Genomic DNA, 18210 nt, shown 5'->3' on the forward strand with positions numbered 1-18210 from the left:
TGATTGATCTACCAGAAAGAAAGAAAAATTCCTTGGGCAAAAGAGTTGGATAGTTTTCCTGTCAAGAATTTCACTATTACAACACTAAACGAAAAAATTCAATCACGTTTAATGCTTAGCTATTCAAGTGAAAAAGATTTACAATCGATGGGCATTTGGTATAATGCAAAGAAAAATCAATTTTCTATCAATCATACTCCAAAAGAAAACATCAAAACCAAAGACGGAAAGTTAGTGGATAACTATTGGGTTTTTAATGGTAATAGTAATATTACTTTTACAATGGAACCTTTTTTACAAATGCCTGAGAGATATCAAAAATTTAAAAAGTCTTTAAAAAAATTATTAATTGAAAATCAAAAGGAATAAAGCCAACAGCTAAAATTTTACACATAAAACCATAGTGTTTCATTAAACATTGTACCCAGATGAAATTATCTTTAAATAGAGGCATTACCATTCTGTTTGCTATAGTACTAGTATTACTGTGTAACTCGATGAATAGCTTAACCGGACCTTCTACAATTGAATCCGAAATTAAACCGATCTCAATTAACAAAAAAGGAGAGGTACTTTGTAAAACTCGTTTTACAAAAAACGAAATGGGAGCTTATAGTCCAATTAAAATTGAATATGGGTTCTGTATTATTTCAAAAGATACGATCATAGAAATCAAAACTAAAACCATTGACCCTACTCCTGAATCATCATATTATGAGCAAAAAGATTATTGGGATTCTATATTTAGATCTGAAACAAGTCAACAACAATTGAATGACATAAAAGAAGTAATTCTAAAAAATAAATATAGTTTTCCCTCAACTAATATTAATTCCTATAAAGTTAATAAAATACTATCTGTTTCTGATTTTGAAACAACTAAAAACGTATCGCTCAAAAAAAATAAACAGAAGGGGTTATTTGGTGCTTCGAGTACAGAATATTATAATGAAAAAAAAGTTCACTTATTATATGACTTTGGAAGTATAATACTTTTTAATAACACCAATAACATTGATTATGAAGAACTTGAATTAGGTTCCGATTTCGATTATTACAACCCATGGATTGATGATATGGGTAAAGAAATCAATATAGGGTTTGAAGTCAATATAATCACTGGTATCTTGATTATTGAATAGCATATAAAATTACGAAAACACAATATTCTGTATACCAAAATAGCGCTCTCTTATTTTTTAATCCTGAAATGTAAAATGCACAAACTTAGATTAGGATAAGACAACCATAGATTTGGAAAAGTAAAGGTTGCCGTATAAACTCAACTTTGCATTGTAATTCAAAAAACAATAACATTATGAGTCAAAAAACAGCAATCATTACAGGAGCAAGTCGTGGTTTAGGAAAAGATATGGCACTCAATCTGGCTAAAGATGGTGTGAATATTATTTTTTCCTATCATAAAAATGTAAAAAAAGCAACAGAGGTTATTGAAGAAATAGAAACTCTTGGACAAAAAGCAGTTGCTTTTCCCTTTGATGCCAATAACTACAAGAGTGGGCAAGAGTTTATTACCAAAGCTATGGCGTATTTAAAACAAGAAAACGGTAATTCAAACTTTGATTTTTTAATTAATAATGCAGGTACAGGAATTTTTAGCCTTATACCTGATACAACTGAGGAGCAATTCAATGAAATGATGAATATTCATCTAAAAAGCGTGTATTTCTTAACACAAGCTGCATTACCATACATAAATAAATCCGGACGAATTATCAATATTTCCAGTGGTTTAGCTCGTTTTAGTTTACCTGGCATGTCAACCTATGCAATGATGAAAGGTGGTATAGAAATCTTTACCCGATATTTGGCAAAAGAATTGGGAGAGCGTAAAATTACAGCCAACGTCATTGCTCCTGGCGCCATAGCAACTGATTTTGGTGGAGGAATGAACCGTGACAATACAGAAAAAAGAACTACGATCTCCAGTATCACCGCATTAGGACGTGTTGGTGAAGCCGAGGATATTGGCGGTACCGTTGCCTTTTTGTGTTCTGACAAAGCGGGTTGGATAAATGGACAACGGATCGAAGTTTCTGGTGGAATGCTAGTATAAAATTTTAAGAACTGGGCTTAATTTAGCCCCGTTCTTTTTCTTAAATTTATCATGATGAAAGAAATGCAACGTTTTAAAAAGATTAGTGATTATCATAAATTTGCAAGTATAAATGCTCCAGAACATCCTCTAATTAGTTTAGTGGATTATACCAAGGTGCAGTATCCATCAAATATTGATGATTTGAAATGGGTACAAGACTATTATACCATTGGACTAAAACGTAACATTGCTTACAAATTTTTTTATGGTCAGCAAGAATATGATTTTGATGAAGGATTAATGACTTTTATTGCTCCAAATCAGGTAATGAGTTTGACAAGTAATCCCAATATTAAGCATAAACCCTCTGGTTGGTTGCTATTGATTCATCCCGATTTTTTATGGAATACACCTTTGACTAAGCTAATAAAACAATACGGTTTTTTTGAATATTCTATTAATGAAGCTCTTTTTCTTTCTGAAAAAGAGGAAAAAATGATGGTGGATATCCTGAAAAACATTCAGCATGAATATCAATCCAACATTGATCAGTTTAGTCAGAAAATCATTATTTCGCAGCTGGAATTATTACTCAATTATGCCGAACGTTTTTATGAACGACAATTTATCACTCGCAAGATTTCGAACCATCAAACATTAAACCAATTAGAAGCAGTTTTAACGGATTATTTTAAGGAAGAAAGTTTAACTGAAAAAGGGTTGCCAACAGTTAGATGGGTAGCCAATCATTTGAATCTTTCTCCAAATTACTTGAGTAGTATGCTCAAATCTCTAACCGGACAAAGCACCCAACAACATATTCACAATAAATTGATTGAAAAAGCCAAAGAACAACTTTCTACCTCTCCTCTCTCGGTAAGTGAAGTTGCATACAACTTAGGTTTTGAGCACCCTGCTTCATTCACTAAGCTTTTCAAAAATAAAACCGAAATGTCTCCGGTTGAATTTAGAAAGACATTTAATTGAATATACAATACTAATGATATATTTATAATTCATTATGCATTGGTGACTACCAATTAGAATTGTTTCTGCTCTTACACTGATTTGATTCCGTAACAGAATTATACATAAGCTGATGGAAACTGATTCATATTGATATCTAAATAAGCAGGCCTTATTCTACGCATAGAATAAGGCCTGCTAAACTCAACTCACTAACTAAACTAATAAAATAACTAAACTTGTTACTCCATCATTTTTTTGGACAGCTCTTGTAACTGTGCTGATTTTTTCTGCATATAATCGCTTAGTTTTTTTACATCATCTGCAGAAAGGTTTCCCATTACCTCCTGAGCTTTTTTTCCTAGTTCTGCACCTTGTTCTCCAAGAGAAGCAAAAGCTGTCATATCCTTGCTTTCTACTGCTTTCTTATACTCTTCGATATATGCTTCATAAGAATTTACATACTCCTGGACTTTTTTATCACTAAAATTAGGAACTCCATTAGCAGATTGTGAAGACGTCTTTTCTTCTGTCTTTTCTTCTGTCTTTTCTTCTGTCTTTTCTTCTGTCTTTTCTACTTTATCTTCAGAAACCGAAGTATCTGATTTTGTTTCACTCTTACATGATACTGCTAGTATTGCGACTACTAATGATAGATTTAAAATTACTTTTTTCATGATTTATTTATGTGTTAATTATTTATAGATTTTCTTATTCATATTGACACTACAAATTTGAAGTATTTGGTAAGGTTGCCAAACACCTTTTTCAGTGAAAAAAGAATACCCTGAAAACAGGGTATTAAAGTAACAGGTCTATATAGTTTTATTAGAAAGGAATAGTGAAGTAAAAAGTACTTCCTTTTTTTTCTTTGGATGTAAGCCAGATTTTACCTCCGTGAGCTTCTACAATTTTTTTACAATGAGCCAAACCAATACCTGTGCCTTCATACTCATCTCTTGAATGTAACCGTTGGAAAATTGCAAAGATTCGTTCCTGATGCTTTTCTGGTATCCCAATACCATTATCCTGTATAGAGAATTGCCAGAAACCTTTTGATGCATCTTTGGGATCATTTTTTTCAACACATGTAATATCGATTTTAGGAATAGTATCTGGGGTGCTAAATTTAATACCATTACTAATAAGGTTTTGAAACAATAATCGAAGTTCTATTTCAGATCCTTTAATTACAGGTAGATTCTTTATGTTAATTTTTGCCCCTGTTTTGTCGAGAATAACCTTTAAATCCTTTTTTAATTCTTGTATAATGATATTACAATCAACATTATCATACTCCTTACTTCTTCCTAATCTAGAATATTCTAATAGTGCATCGATTAGTTTTTTCATTCGTATGCTTGCTTCTTTAATGAAAGTCATACTCTCTTTTCCTGCCTCATCGAAGTTTTCTTCATAATCTTCGGCTAATAAGCCTATAAAACTTGATATTGTATTAAGAGGTTCTTGAAGATCGTGACTTGCTATGTATGCAAATTGTTCTAACTCTTTATTTTTTGACTCCAGCTCTAAAGACTGGTTATAAATCTCAAGGTTTTTATGCTTTAATTCTTTATTATATTTTTTCTTAACTAGATAATTTCTATAAATAAAGATGCTAACTACAAGAATAAGGAGTATCAGGGCAATGAGTAATAGATTTACTTTTTTATGAGCAATAAGTTCTGTGGCTTGCTGATTTAAAACACTTTCCTGTTCTTTTATCTTTTCTTTTTGCTCAATCAGAAAATCATTTTGCATACTAATTTTCTGATTACCTTGTATGATTTTTTCTTCCTGAATTTTTATAAAAGCAACTTGTTCCTGTATATTTTTCTCAAGTTCTCTTTCGATTACAACCTTTTCTTCATATTTTTTTTGCTGTATTTCACTCTCAGTATAAAGGCTTTCTATCTTTTTATTTCTTCGATTAATTTCTCCTTCTTTACTATCTATTTTTTCTAATTGATCTGTTATTTTTTCTTCTTGAGATTGTATTTGTTCTTCTTTATCTTTTAATATAGCTTCTTGCTTATCTTTATCTTCTTGTACCTTATTTAAGGTTCTTTCTGTTTTTCGATATAAACGTTTCCATTTTTCTGAAGAAGTGATGGCATATTTTCTTAACGTAGAAGCAATAGTAAACCCTTCTTCTTCTATCCGACTTTCATTAATCTCATATTCAAAAGAATCCCCTACATTAACCATATTAATCATAGAGGCATTGAAGTTATAATCCTCTCCAACCAGCATTATATTTTTTCCCGAAATCTTACTGAGTATATAATGCATATCATAGTTATATTTATGATTTACATATAGTAACTGAACATCTTTTACATTCTTAACAAACTGAAAACGAACAATTTCAACAGGTTTACCATGGATTTTACGCTTTAAAGACATTGCCTTTAGATCTAGTATTGTTCGATCGGGACCAAGTACCCCTATTTTGAAATTTTGGTGCTCTTCTATAGTTGGCCAAACTATCTGTTGTGCAAAATTAAAAACAAATATGGCGCGCTGTAACCTTTTAACTTCTTCATTACTTGTTTCCTGAGCTTTTATTTTTAATGAAAAACTCATAGTAATAATACATAAGAATATAGTAATAAAATTAGTACACACTGGCGATATATATTGACGCCCATACATCATAATCTAAGTAATAATCTTAAATAATAATTAGACCCATTAACACCAAATTGTTGTACTCGCCTGCTATACATAAAGTTGCCATCTTCTGTATTAACAGAATGCTTATGCCTATCAGGGTAGACATTAAAAACATTATTTCCTCCCAGAGTACACTTGATATAATCATTAATTTGATATGATACTGCAATATCTGTTACGAGTTTAGGAGAAAACACCTGATCTCTGGATTCTATATTTCCCGTAAAATCATTTACAACCCAATTTAGAGAATCTCCATCATTTGGGTGAATAAATTTAACCTTACCAAAAAAAGTATTCACTACCTGAAATTCAAACTGTTCAAAGTCATAAGAAAGTAGTGCATTCACTTTATAATTAGGCTGTGCAAACTCTACCCTAGCAATTTCTTCTCTATTAAACAATACTTCTTCTTGTCCAACCAATGTTTGTGAAACTTTAATTGGCCCCTTTACTTTAGTCTTAGTGAAATTACCTCCCAAAGAAGCATTAAACTCTCCTGTACCAAGAGTTGTTTTAAAAAACAATGATAGATCTATACCAGATGTTCTAGAATCTATTGCATTCGTAAAGAACTGAGCAGCTCCAACATCAAAAGGCTCTAGAATTTCCTCATATCCTTCTTCAAACCTTCCTGAAAGAACAATTCTATCCTCTATATTAATTAAATAATAATCAAAATTAAAAGTGATATTATCGTTTAATTTACCACTAAAACCTGTATTAAAATGGCTGGATAATTCGGGTTTTAATTTTCCGATATCAAAAGCTTCTTTGGCGACCGCACTTTCGTTATTAAAAGTACCTACTTGTACACTTTCTCCATTAATAAATTGCGTACTTATATTTTGGAAAAATACCTGATGAAGAGATGGTGCTCTGAACCCAGTAGAAAATCCTGCTCGTAAACTAATTTCATCTCTAACTCTATATCTACCAGATAACTTCCAAATCGCCTGCCCTCCAAAATCATTATATGCTTCGTATCTGGCTGCTCCTCTAATTAGAAGCTTGTCTGTTATGTTTGCCTCAATATCAAGATATCCAGAACTATTTGTTCTAAAACGATTTAATGCATTTTCTGGTTGAAAACCAGGAAAAACCTGTGCTCCAACAATTCTAGGCAACTCTACTCCCGAAGTATTGGTATATGTACTTCCTCCATCAACATAAGAAGCTTCTTCTCCTGCTACTATCTCATAGTTCTCTACTCGTAGCTCTGCTCCAAAGGCTACATTTATACCATTAAGCCAATCAAATGTTCTTGAAATATCAAGGTTTGTTGTATTTTGCCTGTAGATAAACCCTCCTGCATAAAAAGTTCTTGGGGATGCTACTCCTAAGGAGGCATTATTAGAATTATTTACCGTATAATCTAATCTATTAACTCCAATAGAGTGGCTAAAGTCGACATCCCATTCATTTTTAATTCCTCTTATTCCTCCTGTAATTGCATCATCCTGAATATCGGTAAGAATTTCTGGAGAAAAACCATTTGGAAACAACTCTAAAACTACCCTACTTTGATCTTTAGGGAAACGATAAAATCCTTTTGATGTTCCTTCTCTATAATTTCTTCCTCCATGCATATAAAATGTTGCATAGTCAGACATTATTATCTCTCCATTAAAAGATAATGAAAGATTCTGAGTTTCTGCACTTCCAATTTCCATTACTCGCTTATCAGAATACCCTGTCTGAGCAAAAAAATTATTTTCTTCAATTAATGTTTGATCCGTTGTAGTATCATTAGAATACACAGTACCTGTATAATCTCCAGACCTGTTAATAGATTTTCTATCTCGATATTCTGCCGTAACATTGATATATCCTTCTTTTCCTATTTTTAACCCAAAATTCGCAGAAGAATATACGTTTAACCCATCTCCCTTCGTGTTTACTGCTACTCTATTATCAAGTTGAATGATTTCTGTTTGTTTTTTTAGAATGATATTAATTACTCCTGCAATAGCATCAGAACCGTATTGAGAAGTTGCTCCATCTCGTAATATTTCGATACGCTCTATAGATGCTATTGGTATTGCATTAAAATCAGTACCTACCGATCCTCTACCCACAGTACCATTAACATTTAACAAAGAACTATTATGTCTGCGTTTCCCATTCACTAACACAAGCACCTGGTCTGGTCCTAACCCTCTAAGTGTTGCTGGATCTATATGATCTGTACCATCTGCTACCGTTTGATGTGTAGAATGAAAAGAAGGAATCAAATAATGAAGAATATGACTCAATTCTATCTGAGATGAATTTGTTAATTGTTGAGGTGAAATAATATCTACAGCTGCTGTATTCTTTAATATTGATTTTGGCTTGGCCCTTGATCCCAAAGAAACCGGTTGATCTATTGAGAATCCCGTTTCTAAGACAAAATCTACCTTTGCTGTATCTCCAACTTTAACCAGTACCGTTTTAGAAACAGAAGTATACATTACAAATTCTGAAGTAACTATATATTCTCCCTCATCAACATCAAAACTATAATTACCATTAACATCTGTTGTTGTATTTTTATCTGTTCCCTCTATAACCAATCGTGCCCCTGGTAGATTACCAAATTGATCAGAAACATTACCCGATATAACCGCCCTAGATTGAGAGAATGCTCCCGAAATAAAACAACAAAATAGTAAACCAGTAAGGTATAACCTATACTGAACTAACAAAATAGGTGGGCTTTTTTTAGTCCGCGTTTTAATATGCTTATTTATTTAGATTTTAAATAGATTGTTTTGTGTGCTTTCAAAACTATCATAAGTTCATTCAAAATACAAATATATATGGGGACAATATCTGAAGTTATACTATATTTTTATGTGATTCTGAGCAACAATCCAACTCCGGCAAACTAAAATACTTCATCACAATCTTGCAAACAATCTCTTTAGTTAACATTTTTTTTGCGTATTCCTTTATTTCCAAAATATGCGCTGCTTTTTCTTCATCTTCTTTACTCAGCTCTGTTCCCAACATCAGAATTATGACAGATCCTTTGTATTTATCATCTAATTTCTGATACTCGGCAATGAACTCCCAACCATCCATGACAGGCATATTAATATCCAAAAATATAATTTCAGGAATAATTTCAGATTGAATATAATCTAATGCTTGTTTTCCATTTTCAGCAATAAAAACCTCTTCTACACATTGTACTTTTTCTATAATTGTTTTATTAAAAAAGTTAGTTGCTCTACTATCATCAATGAGAAGAAAACGTTTTAATTTTTTCATAATCAAAAATGGTTTTTTAGCACATCATCTAATAAATTCATAGATAAAGGTTTATTGATGAAATCATCTACCGAATGATTCTTGGCAGATGCTCTCACATCATCTGGGTTAGAAGATGTTGATAACAAAATTACTTTAATACCAGCTGTTACTTTTTGATCCAGTTTAGAAAACTCGGTCAAAAACTCCCACCCGTTCATGGCAGGCATATTGATATCTAAAAAAATAAGGTCTGGTTTTGTTGCTGTGTTGTTTTCTACAGCATTAAGATAATCTAGAGCAGCCATACCACTTTGTACAGTATTAACCTGATAAAAGTCTTTGTGTTTGGTAACTACTCTTTCGTTAAAGAAATTTGTTGCCTTGTCATCATCTATTAACAAGACACAATTCACCAATCTATCCATTTAATTTCCCAATTACACTCAAAGGAAATAAACTTATTTGATATGACCATAACAAAACTAAATTTTATGAAATAGTTTTCGTTTAACAACACAAATTTAACGGTAAAATGTATTCTCTAAAATTAATTTTCTGAAATAAAGCAATTTATGCTTTAAAAAAACTAATACAAAAACGCGTAGTTTTAACTAAATTTTAGGTCAATAAAAACATAGTCACTTATTTGTAAGAAATAAGTGACTATGTTTAAACTTATGTTGTCTGTTTTTTTTATTCTATAATAAGCTTTTCGAACTGTGTTTTTCCTCCCGATTCAATTTGAACTAAATAAAACCCTGGTTTCAGATTATATGAATTGAATTCGAAAATATATTCTGTATTTCCCGATTTTATGTCTTCAAGTATTTTTCTCTTATCTACCAAATCAAAGATTTGTATTAATACAGGTAATGGCTTAGCAGAAGAAACATTAATATTAAATCTGCCATCTGGTGACGGGTTAGGATAAACTGAAGTTTCAAATAATTTTGATTCTTTATTTGATGACTTATTTAATAACTCTTGATTATCTATCAAAGTAATACTTTGATTCGATTTATTAATATCTGTGGTTTGAACAACAGTTATAGTTGCATCACCACTGTTTATTCTCTGTTCATAGATTTCATTTTTTGTGAATTTTTTGTAAAAAGATGGAGAACTTACGCTTACTAACTTTTCACTTATTCTTTTTTTACATCTAGAAGCTCTCCTACTTCTAGAAACGGATTTAAATTTTACCCCCACTAAACGTTTACTCTCACTATATTTCTGAGAAAAAGAATACGTTCTATTTATAAATCGTCCTGAATTATCAAACAAGAAATCCTCTGACCCATCCTCGAATATGGCTTTTATCGATTGTAGCCCCTCTATTGATCCACAAGAAGATGGACCTGAACCGATATTCCCACTCACGGTCAATTCGTAGTTCTGTGCAGTGTCTATGACTTGAACAACTGTTATGGTTGCATCACCACTGTTTATTCTCTGTTCATAGATTTCATTTTTTGTAAATTTTTTGTAAAAAGATGGAGAACTTACGTTTACTAACTTTTCACTTATTCTTTTTTTGCATCTAGAAACTCTCTTACTTCTAGAAACAGATTTAAATTTCACCCCCACTAAACGTTTACTCTCACTATATTTCTGAGAAAAAGAATACGTTCTATTTACAAATCGTCCTGAATTATCAAACAAGAAATCTTCTGACCCATCATCGAATATGGCTTTTATCGATTGTAACCCCTCTATTGATCCACAAGAAGATGGACCTGAACCGATATTCCCACTTACAGTCAATTGGTAGTCCTGTGCAAATGTGGTAAATGTGATGGATAACATCACTAATAATAAAAATTTTCTCATGATTTTAAGTTTTAAAAGTTATACTAAATTGATTTGTTTACTCTTTAGATTAAATATTTATATTTTGATGATGAGGGTGATGGGCATATATTACTATTAAATATCAATTTTCTAACTTGACTAACAAAACAAAGTATATTTCTGCAAGGCTATTTTATATTATAGTTGAATTTATACATCTCATTTCCATCTCCTGATTTTCAATTATTTTTCATACACTATTAATTACTCTTGTAGTCTTAGTATTACACAACTCAAGATATGTTTATAATGTAATCTCATACTCTTCAGAAGTTTTAAAAATACTCTGAAATCATCAAGAAAACCTCACTGTTTTCAGGGGTTTTTTATATCTAGAGAAAAAAAAACATAACAATTTGATTATAAATAAATTGTCCGTTTTTTCTTTTCTAAAATGAAATAACAAACTAAATCGCCTATACTAAAAGCAGAGGGATTTCATCGTAATCTAAAATCAATAGAATTGTATATAACTTAAAAATCTTATTTTCCTATTCAATATCAGTTTTGACATACTTTTAATAAAGACTATAAAAAATAAATGTAAATTTGAAATGTATTCAGGCAATGGTTTTAGATATCTAACCTTTGGGAATAAATCATATGCAAGACGTACCAACATAATTCTAAATAGGCATTTAAAACCTTTTATCGAATTGATTTCACTTGGAGAACATGAAATCAGAAACTTTTTTAAACTTCAATCAAATTAATGGATTCATTAACCCAAATTATATTAGGGGCTGCAGTAGGAGAAGCGACCTTAGGTAAAAAAGCAGGTAACAAAGCTATGCTGTGGGGAGCTATTGCAGGGACTATTCCTGATTTAGATGTACTATCCAAGCTTTTTGTTGATCCTGTTACAGCAAACGAATTGCATCGTGGATTTTCTCACTCTATACTGTTTAGCGTGCTTGCCGCTCCAATATTTGGTTGGATAATCTCTAAAATCTATCGCAATAATGAAGCAAACTGGAAAGATTGGTCAAGGCTTATGTTTCTAGGGCTTTTTACTCACCCTATATTAGATGCATTTACCACATGGGGGACTCAGCTGTTCTGGCCTTTTGATTATAAAGTTTCATTCAAAAACATTTTTGTTGTAGATCCTTTGTATACCATACCATTTTTAATGTTTTTGATCTTAGCCATGTTTTATAAACGAACACATCCTAAAAGAAGAAAGTTTAACACTCTTGGATTATACATCAGTAGTATTTATATGCTTATAACACTAGGGTTAAAATGGTATACTTATGGGGTGTTTCAGACAAATCTTGAAAATCAACATATTCGATATAAAGAGATTCAAACAAAACCAACTCCTCTCAATAGTATTTTATGGACTGCAAATGTAGAAACCGAAGATTCTTTTTTGATAGCATATTATTCTCTATTAGAAAAAGAAGATATTATTACTTTTTCAGAATTTCCAAAGAACCATCATTTGTTGGGTAAGATGGAAGATGATCCACTGATCCCAAGATTAATTAAATTATCAGAAGGTTGGTATACTATCGAAAAAACTAATGATAAATTATTTTTTAATGATTTGAGATTTGGTCAAATGGGGGTGGGCGAAAAAGCAAATAGATTTGTATTTAGTTATGAACTATTTTATGATGATAATGGCATTCTAACAGCCAAAGAAAGAGAAAAAGACATGGATGATGCCTCTCCTTTACTCAAGAAATTATTTAGCAGAGTATTAGGAAATAAATCATAAAAAAAACTTGTAAAAACATCCTCTACCTTATTATATAACCATCTATAAATAATATGAGAATATATGAATATAAAATTCTCATAAATATAATATCTATTTTTATCTTGCAAGTCAAATATTCACATTTATGAGTAGCGTATATAAAGTTAAAGTAAACAAGGTTTTTGATTTTGAACTTACCGAAGAAGACATCTCAAAAATTGATATGGTAAGTAATTCAAAATCAACCCACCACATTCTTCAAAACAATACATCTTTTCATACAGAAATTGTACAATCAGATTTCAATTCTAAAAAATATACGGTAAAGGTTAACAACAACAGTTATCAGGTTAATATTACCAATGAATTAGATACCCGGATTGCAGCAATGGGATTCTCTATTGGGTCTTCTAAACAGGTAAATGCCATTAAAGCCCCCATGCCCGGATTGCTTCTAGATGTTCAGGTTGAAATAGGTCAGGAAGTAAAGGAAGATGATCCTTTACTTATTTTGGAAGCTATGAAAATGGAAAATCTTATTCTATCTCCCAGAGATGGAGTAATAAAATCCATTACAGCCACTACAGGAGATGCTGTAGACAAAGGGCAATTATTAATTGAATTCGTTTAGCATATAATAGGCATTAAACAGAACAATGCGTTCTAATATAGTTTAATATGAAAAAAATACTAGTAGCAAATAGAGGTGAGATTGCAATTCGAGTGATGACGACAGCTCGTAAAATGGGAATCAAAACCGTTGCCATATACTCTACCGTAGACAGAAACGCTCCACACGTAAAATTCGCAGATGAAGCTGTTTGTATTGGAGAAGCTCCTTCTAACCAATCCTACTTGTTAGGATCTAAAATCATTGAAGTAGCTAAGCAGCTACATGTAGATGCCATACATCCCGGATACGGATTCCTTAGTGAAAATGCAGATTTTGCAGAAGAAGTAGAGAAAAACAATATTATTTTTATTGGTCCGAAATCCAAAGCTATAAAGGTTATGGGAAGCAAATTAGCAGCCAAAGATGCTGTTAAAGCCTATGATATTCCTATGGTTCCTGGTATAGATGAAGCCATTACAGATGTTGATAAAGCTAAAAAAATCGCAAGTGAAATAGGTTTTCCTATTTTGATCAAAGCTTCTGCTGGTGGTGGTGGAAAAGGGATGCGGGTAGTAGAAGAAGAAAAAGATCTCGAATCACAAATGAATCGTGCCATTAGTGAAGCTACCTCAGCTTTTGGAGATGGCTCTGTATTTATCGAAAAATATGTTGCTTCACCACGACATATCGAAATACAAATCATGGCAGATAGCCACGGCAATGTAGTACACTTATTCGAAAGAGAATGTAGTGTACAACGACGACATCAAAAAGTAGTAGAAGAAGCTCCTTCTGCTGTACTCTCTCCAGAGCTACGTTCTGAAATGGGAAAAGCAGCCGTTAAAGTAGCCAAAGCCTGTGACTACCTTGGTGCCGGGACTGTAGAATTTCTTTTAGATGAAAACCAAAATTTCTACTTCCTCGAAATGAACACTCGACTACAAGTAGAGCATCCGGTTACCGAATTGATAACAGGAACAGACCTTGTAGCATTACAAATAAAAGTAGCCAGAGGCGAAAAACTACCAATACAACAAGAAGATCTAAAAATAAAAGGGCATGCTCTGGAGCTACGCGTATATGCAGAAGATCCACTAAATGATTTCTTACCTAGTGTGGGGCATTTAGAAACCTACCAAATACCAGTTGGTAAAGGGATTCGCGTCGATAATGGTTTTGAAGAAGGAATGGATATTCCTATTTACTACGACCCCATGCTTTCAAAACTAATCACCTACGGAAAAACTCGTGATGAAGCCATACTATTAATGCTAAAAGCAATCGATAATTATAACATCAAAGGAGTACAAACTACATTACCGTTTGGTAAATTTGTGTTTGAACATGAAGCCTTTAGATCTGGTAATTTCGACACGCATTTTGTGAAGAAATATTTCACTACAGATACAATACAGTCAGCAATGGAAGAAGAGGCTAAAATTGCTGCCTTAATTGCCATGAAACAATACATCGAAGATCAAAAAACGTTACGCATACCAACACGCTAAATATTATGGATTCAAAAATAAAAATAGTACAAGATAAAATTGCTCAGGCAAAATTGGGTGGTGGTGAGCAACGTATTGAAAAACAACATCAAAAGAAAAAATTAACTGCCCGTGAGCGTGTAGCATATTTGCTTGATGAAGGTTCTTTTGAAGAAATTGGTATTTTGGTGACACACCGTACTACTGATTTTGGGATGGATAAAGAGATCTATTATGGAGATGGTGTCGTTACCGGATACGGAACTGTAAACGGACGATTAATCTATATTTTTGCTCAGGATTTCACCGTTTTTGGCGGTGCCTTATCAGAGACTCATGCCGAGAAAATCTGTAAAGTTATGGATATGGCTGTAAAAATGAGGGCACCAATTATTGGACTTAATGATTCTGGTGGTGCACGAATCCAGGAAGGAGTTCGCTCTCTTGGTGGATATGCAGATATTTTTCATAAAAACGTACAAGCCTCTGGGGTGATCCCTCAGATTTCAGCTATTATGGGACCCTGCGCTGGTGGTGCTGTATATTCTCCGGCAATGACAGATTTTACCATGATGGTAGAAGATACCAGCTATATGTTTGTTACAGGACCTAATGTAGTGAAAACAGTAACCAACGAAGAAGTAACATCAGAAGAATTAGGAGGTGCCAGTACCCATTCTACAAAATCGGGAGTAGCACATATTACTTCTGCCAATGATATAGAATGCCTGGAAGATGTAAAAAAACTACTAAGTTATCTGCCACAAAGTAATAAAGAACAACCCAAAAAATTAGAATACACTTTAACCGATGAGGTAAGAGACAACCTCTCTTCTATTGTTCCTGATAACCCTAACAAACCTTATGATATGCATGAGGTAATCAGTGGGATTATCGATACAGACTCCTTCTATGAAATTCATAAAGATTATGCCGAAAATATCATTGTAGGTTTTGCCCGTCTGGGCGGAAGAAGTATTGGGATTGTAGCCAATCAACCTCAATTCCTGGCTGGAGTTTTGGATGTGAATAGCTCTAAAAAAGCAGCACGATTCACACGTTTCTGTGATTGCTTTAATATTCCTTTATTAGTATTGGTTGATGTTCCCGGATTCTTACCAGGAACCGATCAGGAATGGAACGGTATCATTGTACACGGAGCTAAATTGTTATATGCTTTAAGCGAAGCTACCGTACCTAAAGTAACAGTGATTACACGTAAAGCCTATGGTGGTGCCTATGATGTGATGAATTCTAAACATATTGGTGCTGATCTTAACTTTGCCTGGCCTTCTGCAGAAATTGCAGTAATGGGTGCCAAAGGTGCCAGTGAGATTATTTTTAGAAGAGAGATCAATGCAGCAGATGATCCAGCTGCAAAGCTTGCCGAAAAAGAAGCTGAGTATGCAGAGAAATTTGCTAATCCATATCGAGCTGCACAACGTGGTTTTGTAGATGAGGTTATCTTACCAAAAAATACCCGAAGAAAACTAATTAAAGGATTTAGCATGCTCGAAAATAAAATAGTTGAGCGTCCTGATCGAAAACATGGGAATATTCCTTTGTAGATACATATACACAAAGCCCTCACAAATTTTAAAGACCTTGTGAGGGTTCTGCTTTCCATAATTTATTTTGAATATCAAATTTTAGATTTTACCTTGGTCAACAGAATTAATTTTTTAAATAGAATAGTTGCCCTACTATGAGTAATCGAAAAACTACCAAATATGCTATCTACGCAGTAGCCGTTTTATCCGCTGCCTTAATCAATGAGTATATCTTAAAATATGTAAAGAAACATATCGATCAACAGGGGTATCTTCTGGTATTAATAGATATGCTCGTTATCGTTTTAATTTTTGCACCCGCTTTTGCCTTGGTTACTAATTATGCAAAAAAAATATCCAAGGTATATCTTAAGACTTCTAAAAAGATTTCAAGCAGAAATAATGGAATCTTGTTAGGGTTTATAGTTGCCATACTTATTTTGTTCATCCTCTATGCAAATCTTAGACATAATATCAATGTAATTCATGATTTAAAATCTTTAATTCCTTAGTAAAAACTACTTTTTACAACATAACCTTATACATAAATACCCCCAGTGGTTAACAACTCCTCTGGGGGCCTAGGCTGAAGCGAAAAAATCAAACTAACTCAACTTACACTCAATTAAATATACTTCAGCTTCTCTTCATATTATTAAGATAAATCTTTTTATTAACTTTTTCAATATTTTATTTAAGAATTCTAAACTAACTCTATAGAGTGACTTATATTCCAATTTTACTGGCCTGTTTTGCAAACATTGTTCCTTTACACCTCTTCTAATTTCTTTTTTATTTTATTAAGACATAAATTATTAATACTACCACTATGACTATGTTTTGTATTCTTTTCAGGCTCATAACATCCATTCTCTATATCCACTCCAATTTTCACATAAGCATCTCTAAACGACATACCTTGCATCACTAGTTCATTTAATGTATCTACGCTAAACAGGTAATCATATTTATCGTCATCCAAAATATTTTTGTTCACCTTTATATTTTTAAGTGCATAAATAGTCATCTCCAGAGATGCTTTTAAATCCTGAATAGCAGGTACAATTCCTTCTTTAAGCAATTGTAAATCCCTGTGATATCCACTTGGCAAATTATTGGTTAACAAATTTAATTCGTAAGGCAATGCCTGAATTTTATTACATTTCCCTCTTATTAATTCAAAGACGTCTGGATTTTTCTTATGTGGCATAATACTAGACCCTGTAGTAAATTCTGAAGGAATACTCATAAAATCAAAATTCTGACTCATATACAAGCATACATCCATTGCTAATTTAGATAAAGTTGCAGCCACACTACTCATAGCAAAAGCTGTAGATTTTTCAGATTTCCCTCTACTCATTTGTGCTGCTACTACATTATATTTTAGGGTTTCAAAACCTAATTCTTTTGTTGTAAATTCTCTATCTATGGGAAATGAACTACCATACCCTGCAGCACTTCCTAGTGGGTTTTGATCAACAACTTTTAGTGCCGCATTTACAAAATATAAATCATCTACAAAACTTTCTGCGTAAGCAGAAAACCAAAGTCCAAAAGAAGAAGGCATAGCAATCTGCATATGTGTATATCCAGGAAGTAATACATCCTTATACGTATCTGCACTGATTAGTAAATTCTGAGATAATTCATTAACAAGAGATTTAATTTGAAGTAATTCATCCTTCATATATAGATGCATTGCTACCAACACCTGATCATTACGTGATCTAGCGGTATGGATACGCTTGCCTGCATCCCCTATTCGTTGAGTTAATTCATACTCAATTTTAGAATGTATATCCTCAAATTGGTCTTCTATCACAAAAATTCCCTTTTCTATTTCCTCCTCCAATATATTCAATTCTTTTTCAATTTCAGAAATTTCTTGATCAGAAAGTAAATCAATCTTATGCAACATCCTAGCATGAACCAATGTTGCTTGTACATCATACTTGGCAATTACCATATCCAATTGCCTGTCATTACCGACTGTAAACCTATCTATCTTTTGATCTGTTGGTAATCCTTTATCCCAAAGTTTCATTAGTTCTTTTTTTTAT

The 18210-nt window shown here is 32.6% G+C and carries 16 protein-coding genes; 9 read left to right on the forward strand and 7 right to left on the reverse strand.

Features of this window, described 5'->3' with window-relative positions; all coding sequences use genetic code 11:
* Window positions 1-3 precede the first annotated feature (3 nt).
* The 4 genes from ATE84_RS19645 to ATE84_RS19660 all read left to right on the forward strand — a co-directional run bounded on the left by ATE84_RS19645 (window position 4) and on the right by ATE84_RS19660 (window position 3046).
* Window positions 4-369 carry a hypothetical protein gene (locus tag ATE84_RS19645; protein WP_101449583.1) on the forward strand — a complete coding sequence of 122 codons (366 nt, stop codon included), beginning with the start codon at window positions 4-6 and terminating at the stop codon, window positions 367-369.
* A 59-nt stretch (window positions 370-428) separates the two neighbouring features.
* Window positions 429-1142 (forward strand): hypothetical protein, encoded by a 714-nt coding sequence (locus ATE84_RS19650; protein ID WP_101449584.1) that lies wholly within the window; start codon window positions 429-431, stop codon window positions 1140-1142.
* A gap of 176 nt (window positions 1143-1318) precedes the next feature.
* Window positions 1319-2077 carry an SDR family NAD(P)-dependent oxidoreductase gene (locus ATE84_RS19655; protein ID WP_101449585.1) on the forward strand — a complete coding sequence of 253 codons (759 nt, stop codon included), beginning with the start codon at window positions 1319-1321 and terminating at the stop codon, window positions 2075-2077.
* A 54-nt stretch (window positions 2078-2131) separates the two neighbouring features.
* On the forward strand, window positions 2132-3046 hold the full coding sequence (locus ATE84_RS19660) for an AraC family transcriptional regulator (protein WP_101449586.1): 915 nt from the start codon (window positions 2132-2134) through the stop codon (window positions 3044-3046).
* A gap of 221 nt (window positions 3047-3267) precedes the next feature.
* On the opposite strand, the gene ATE84_RS19665 is transcribed toward ATE84_RS19660, so the two are convergent.
* The 6 genes from ATE84_RS19665 to ATE84_RS19690 all read right to left on the reverse strand — a co-directional run bounded on the left by ATE84_RS19665 (window position 3268) and on the right by ATE84_RS19690 (window position 10768).
* The gene (locus ATE84_RS19665) at window positions 3268-3702 is read right to left on the reverse strand and encodes a hypothetical protein (protein ID WP_101449587.1); all 435 of its coding nucleotides are present in this window, start codon (window positions 3700-3702) and stop codon (window positions 3268-3270) included.
* Window positions 3703-3853: 151 nt separating this feature from the next.
* Entirely contained in the window at window positions 3854-5611 is a 1758-nt protein-coding gene (locus ATE84_RS19670; protein WP_158237306.1) for a YfiR/HmsC family protein, read from the reverse strand.
* A gap of 68 nt (window positions 5612-5679) precedes the next feature.
* Window positions 5680-8388 carry a TonB-dependent receptor domain-containing protein gene (locus ATE84_RS19675; protein ID WP_101449589.1) on the reverse strand — a complete coding sequence of 903 codons (2709 nt, stop codon included), beginning with the start codon at window positions 8386-8388 and terminating at the stop codon, window positions 5680-5682.
* Window positions 8389-8521: 133 nt separating this feature from the next.
* A complete protein-coding gene (locus ATE84_RS19680) occupies window positions 8522-8956 on the reverse strand; it encodes a response regulator (RefSeq protein ID WP_101449590.1) in 435 nt (144 codons plus the stop codon).
* Between the two features lie 2 nt (window positions 8957-8958).
* Window positions 8959-9351: a response regulator gene (locus ATE84_RS19685; protein WP_199176897.1), complete on the reverse strand. Its 393-nt coding sequence runs from the start codon at window positions 9349-9351 to the stop codon at window positions 8959-8961.
* Window positions 9352-9631: 280 nt separating this feature from the next.
* The gene (locus ATE84_RS19690; protein WP_101449592.1) at window positions 9632-10768 is read right to left on the reverse strand and encodes a T9SS type A sorting domain-containing protein; all 1137 of its coding nucleotides are present in this window, start codon (window positions 10766-10768) and stop codon (window positions 9632-9634) included.
* Window positions 10769-11501: 733 nt separating this feature from the next.
* Between ATE84_RS19690 and ATE84_RS19695 the strand changes: the two genes are divergently transcribed.
* The 5 genes from ATE84_RS19695 to ATE84_RS19715 all read left to right on the forward strand — a co-directional run bounded on the left by ATE84_RS19695 (window position 11502) and on the right by ATE84_RS19715 (window position 16659).
* Complete coding sequence (locus ATE84_RS19695) at window positions 11502-12515, forward strand: metal-dependent hydrolase (RefSeq protein ID WP_101449593.1); 1014 nt, start codon at window positions 11502-11504, stop codon at window positions 12513-12515.
* Window positions 12516-12642: 127 nt separating this feature from the next.
* Entirely contained in the window at window positions 12643-13128 is a 486-nt protein-coding gene (locus ATE84_RS19700) for an acetyl-CoA carboxylase biotin carboxyl carrier protein subunit (RefSeq protein WP_101449594.1), read from the forward strand.
* 47 nt (window positions 13129-13175) lie between these two features.
* On the forward strand, window positions 13176-14618 hold the full coding sequence (gene accC / locus ATE84_RS19705) for an acetyl-CoA carboxylase biotin carboxylase subunit (RefSeq protein ID WP_101449595.1): 1443 nt from the start codon (window positions 13176-13178) through the stop codon (window positions 14616-14618).
* Window positions 14619-14623: 5 nt separating this feature from the next.
* Entirely contained in the window at window positions 14624-16165 is a 1542-nt protein-coding gene (locus ATE84_RS19710; RefSeq protein ID WP_101449596.1) for an acyl-CoA carboxylase subunit beta, read from the forward strand.
* 137 nt (window positions 16166-16302) lie between these two features.
* Entirely contained in the window at window positions 16303-16659 is a 357-nt protein-coding gene (locus tag ATE84_RS19715) for a hypothetical protein (protein WP_101449597.1), read from the forward strand.
* Window positions 16660-16916: 257 nt separating this feature from the next.
* Here the strand turns inward: ATE84_RS19715 and argH are convergent, their stop codons facing one another.
* On the reverse strand, window positions 16917-18194 hold the full coding sequence (argH, locus tag ATE84_RS19720; RefSeq protein ID WP_101449598.1) for an argininosuccinate lyase: 1278 nt from the start codon (window positions 18192-18194) through the stop codon (window positions 16917-16919).
* Window positions 18195-18210: the final 16 nt, after the last annotated feature.

The sequence above is a fragment of the Aquimarina sp. MAR_2010_214 genome (genome assembly GCF_002846555.1).
Classification (GTDB): Bacteria; Bacteroidota; Bacteroidia; order Flavobacteriales; family Flavobacteriaceae; genus Aquimarina.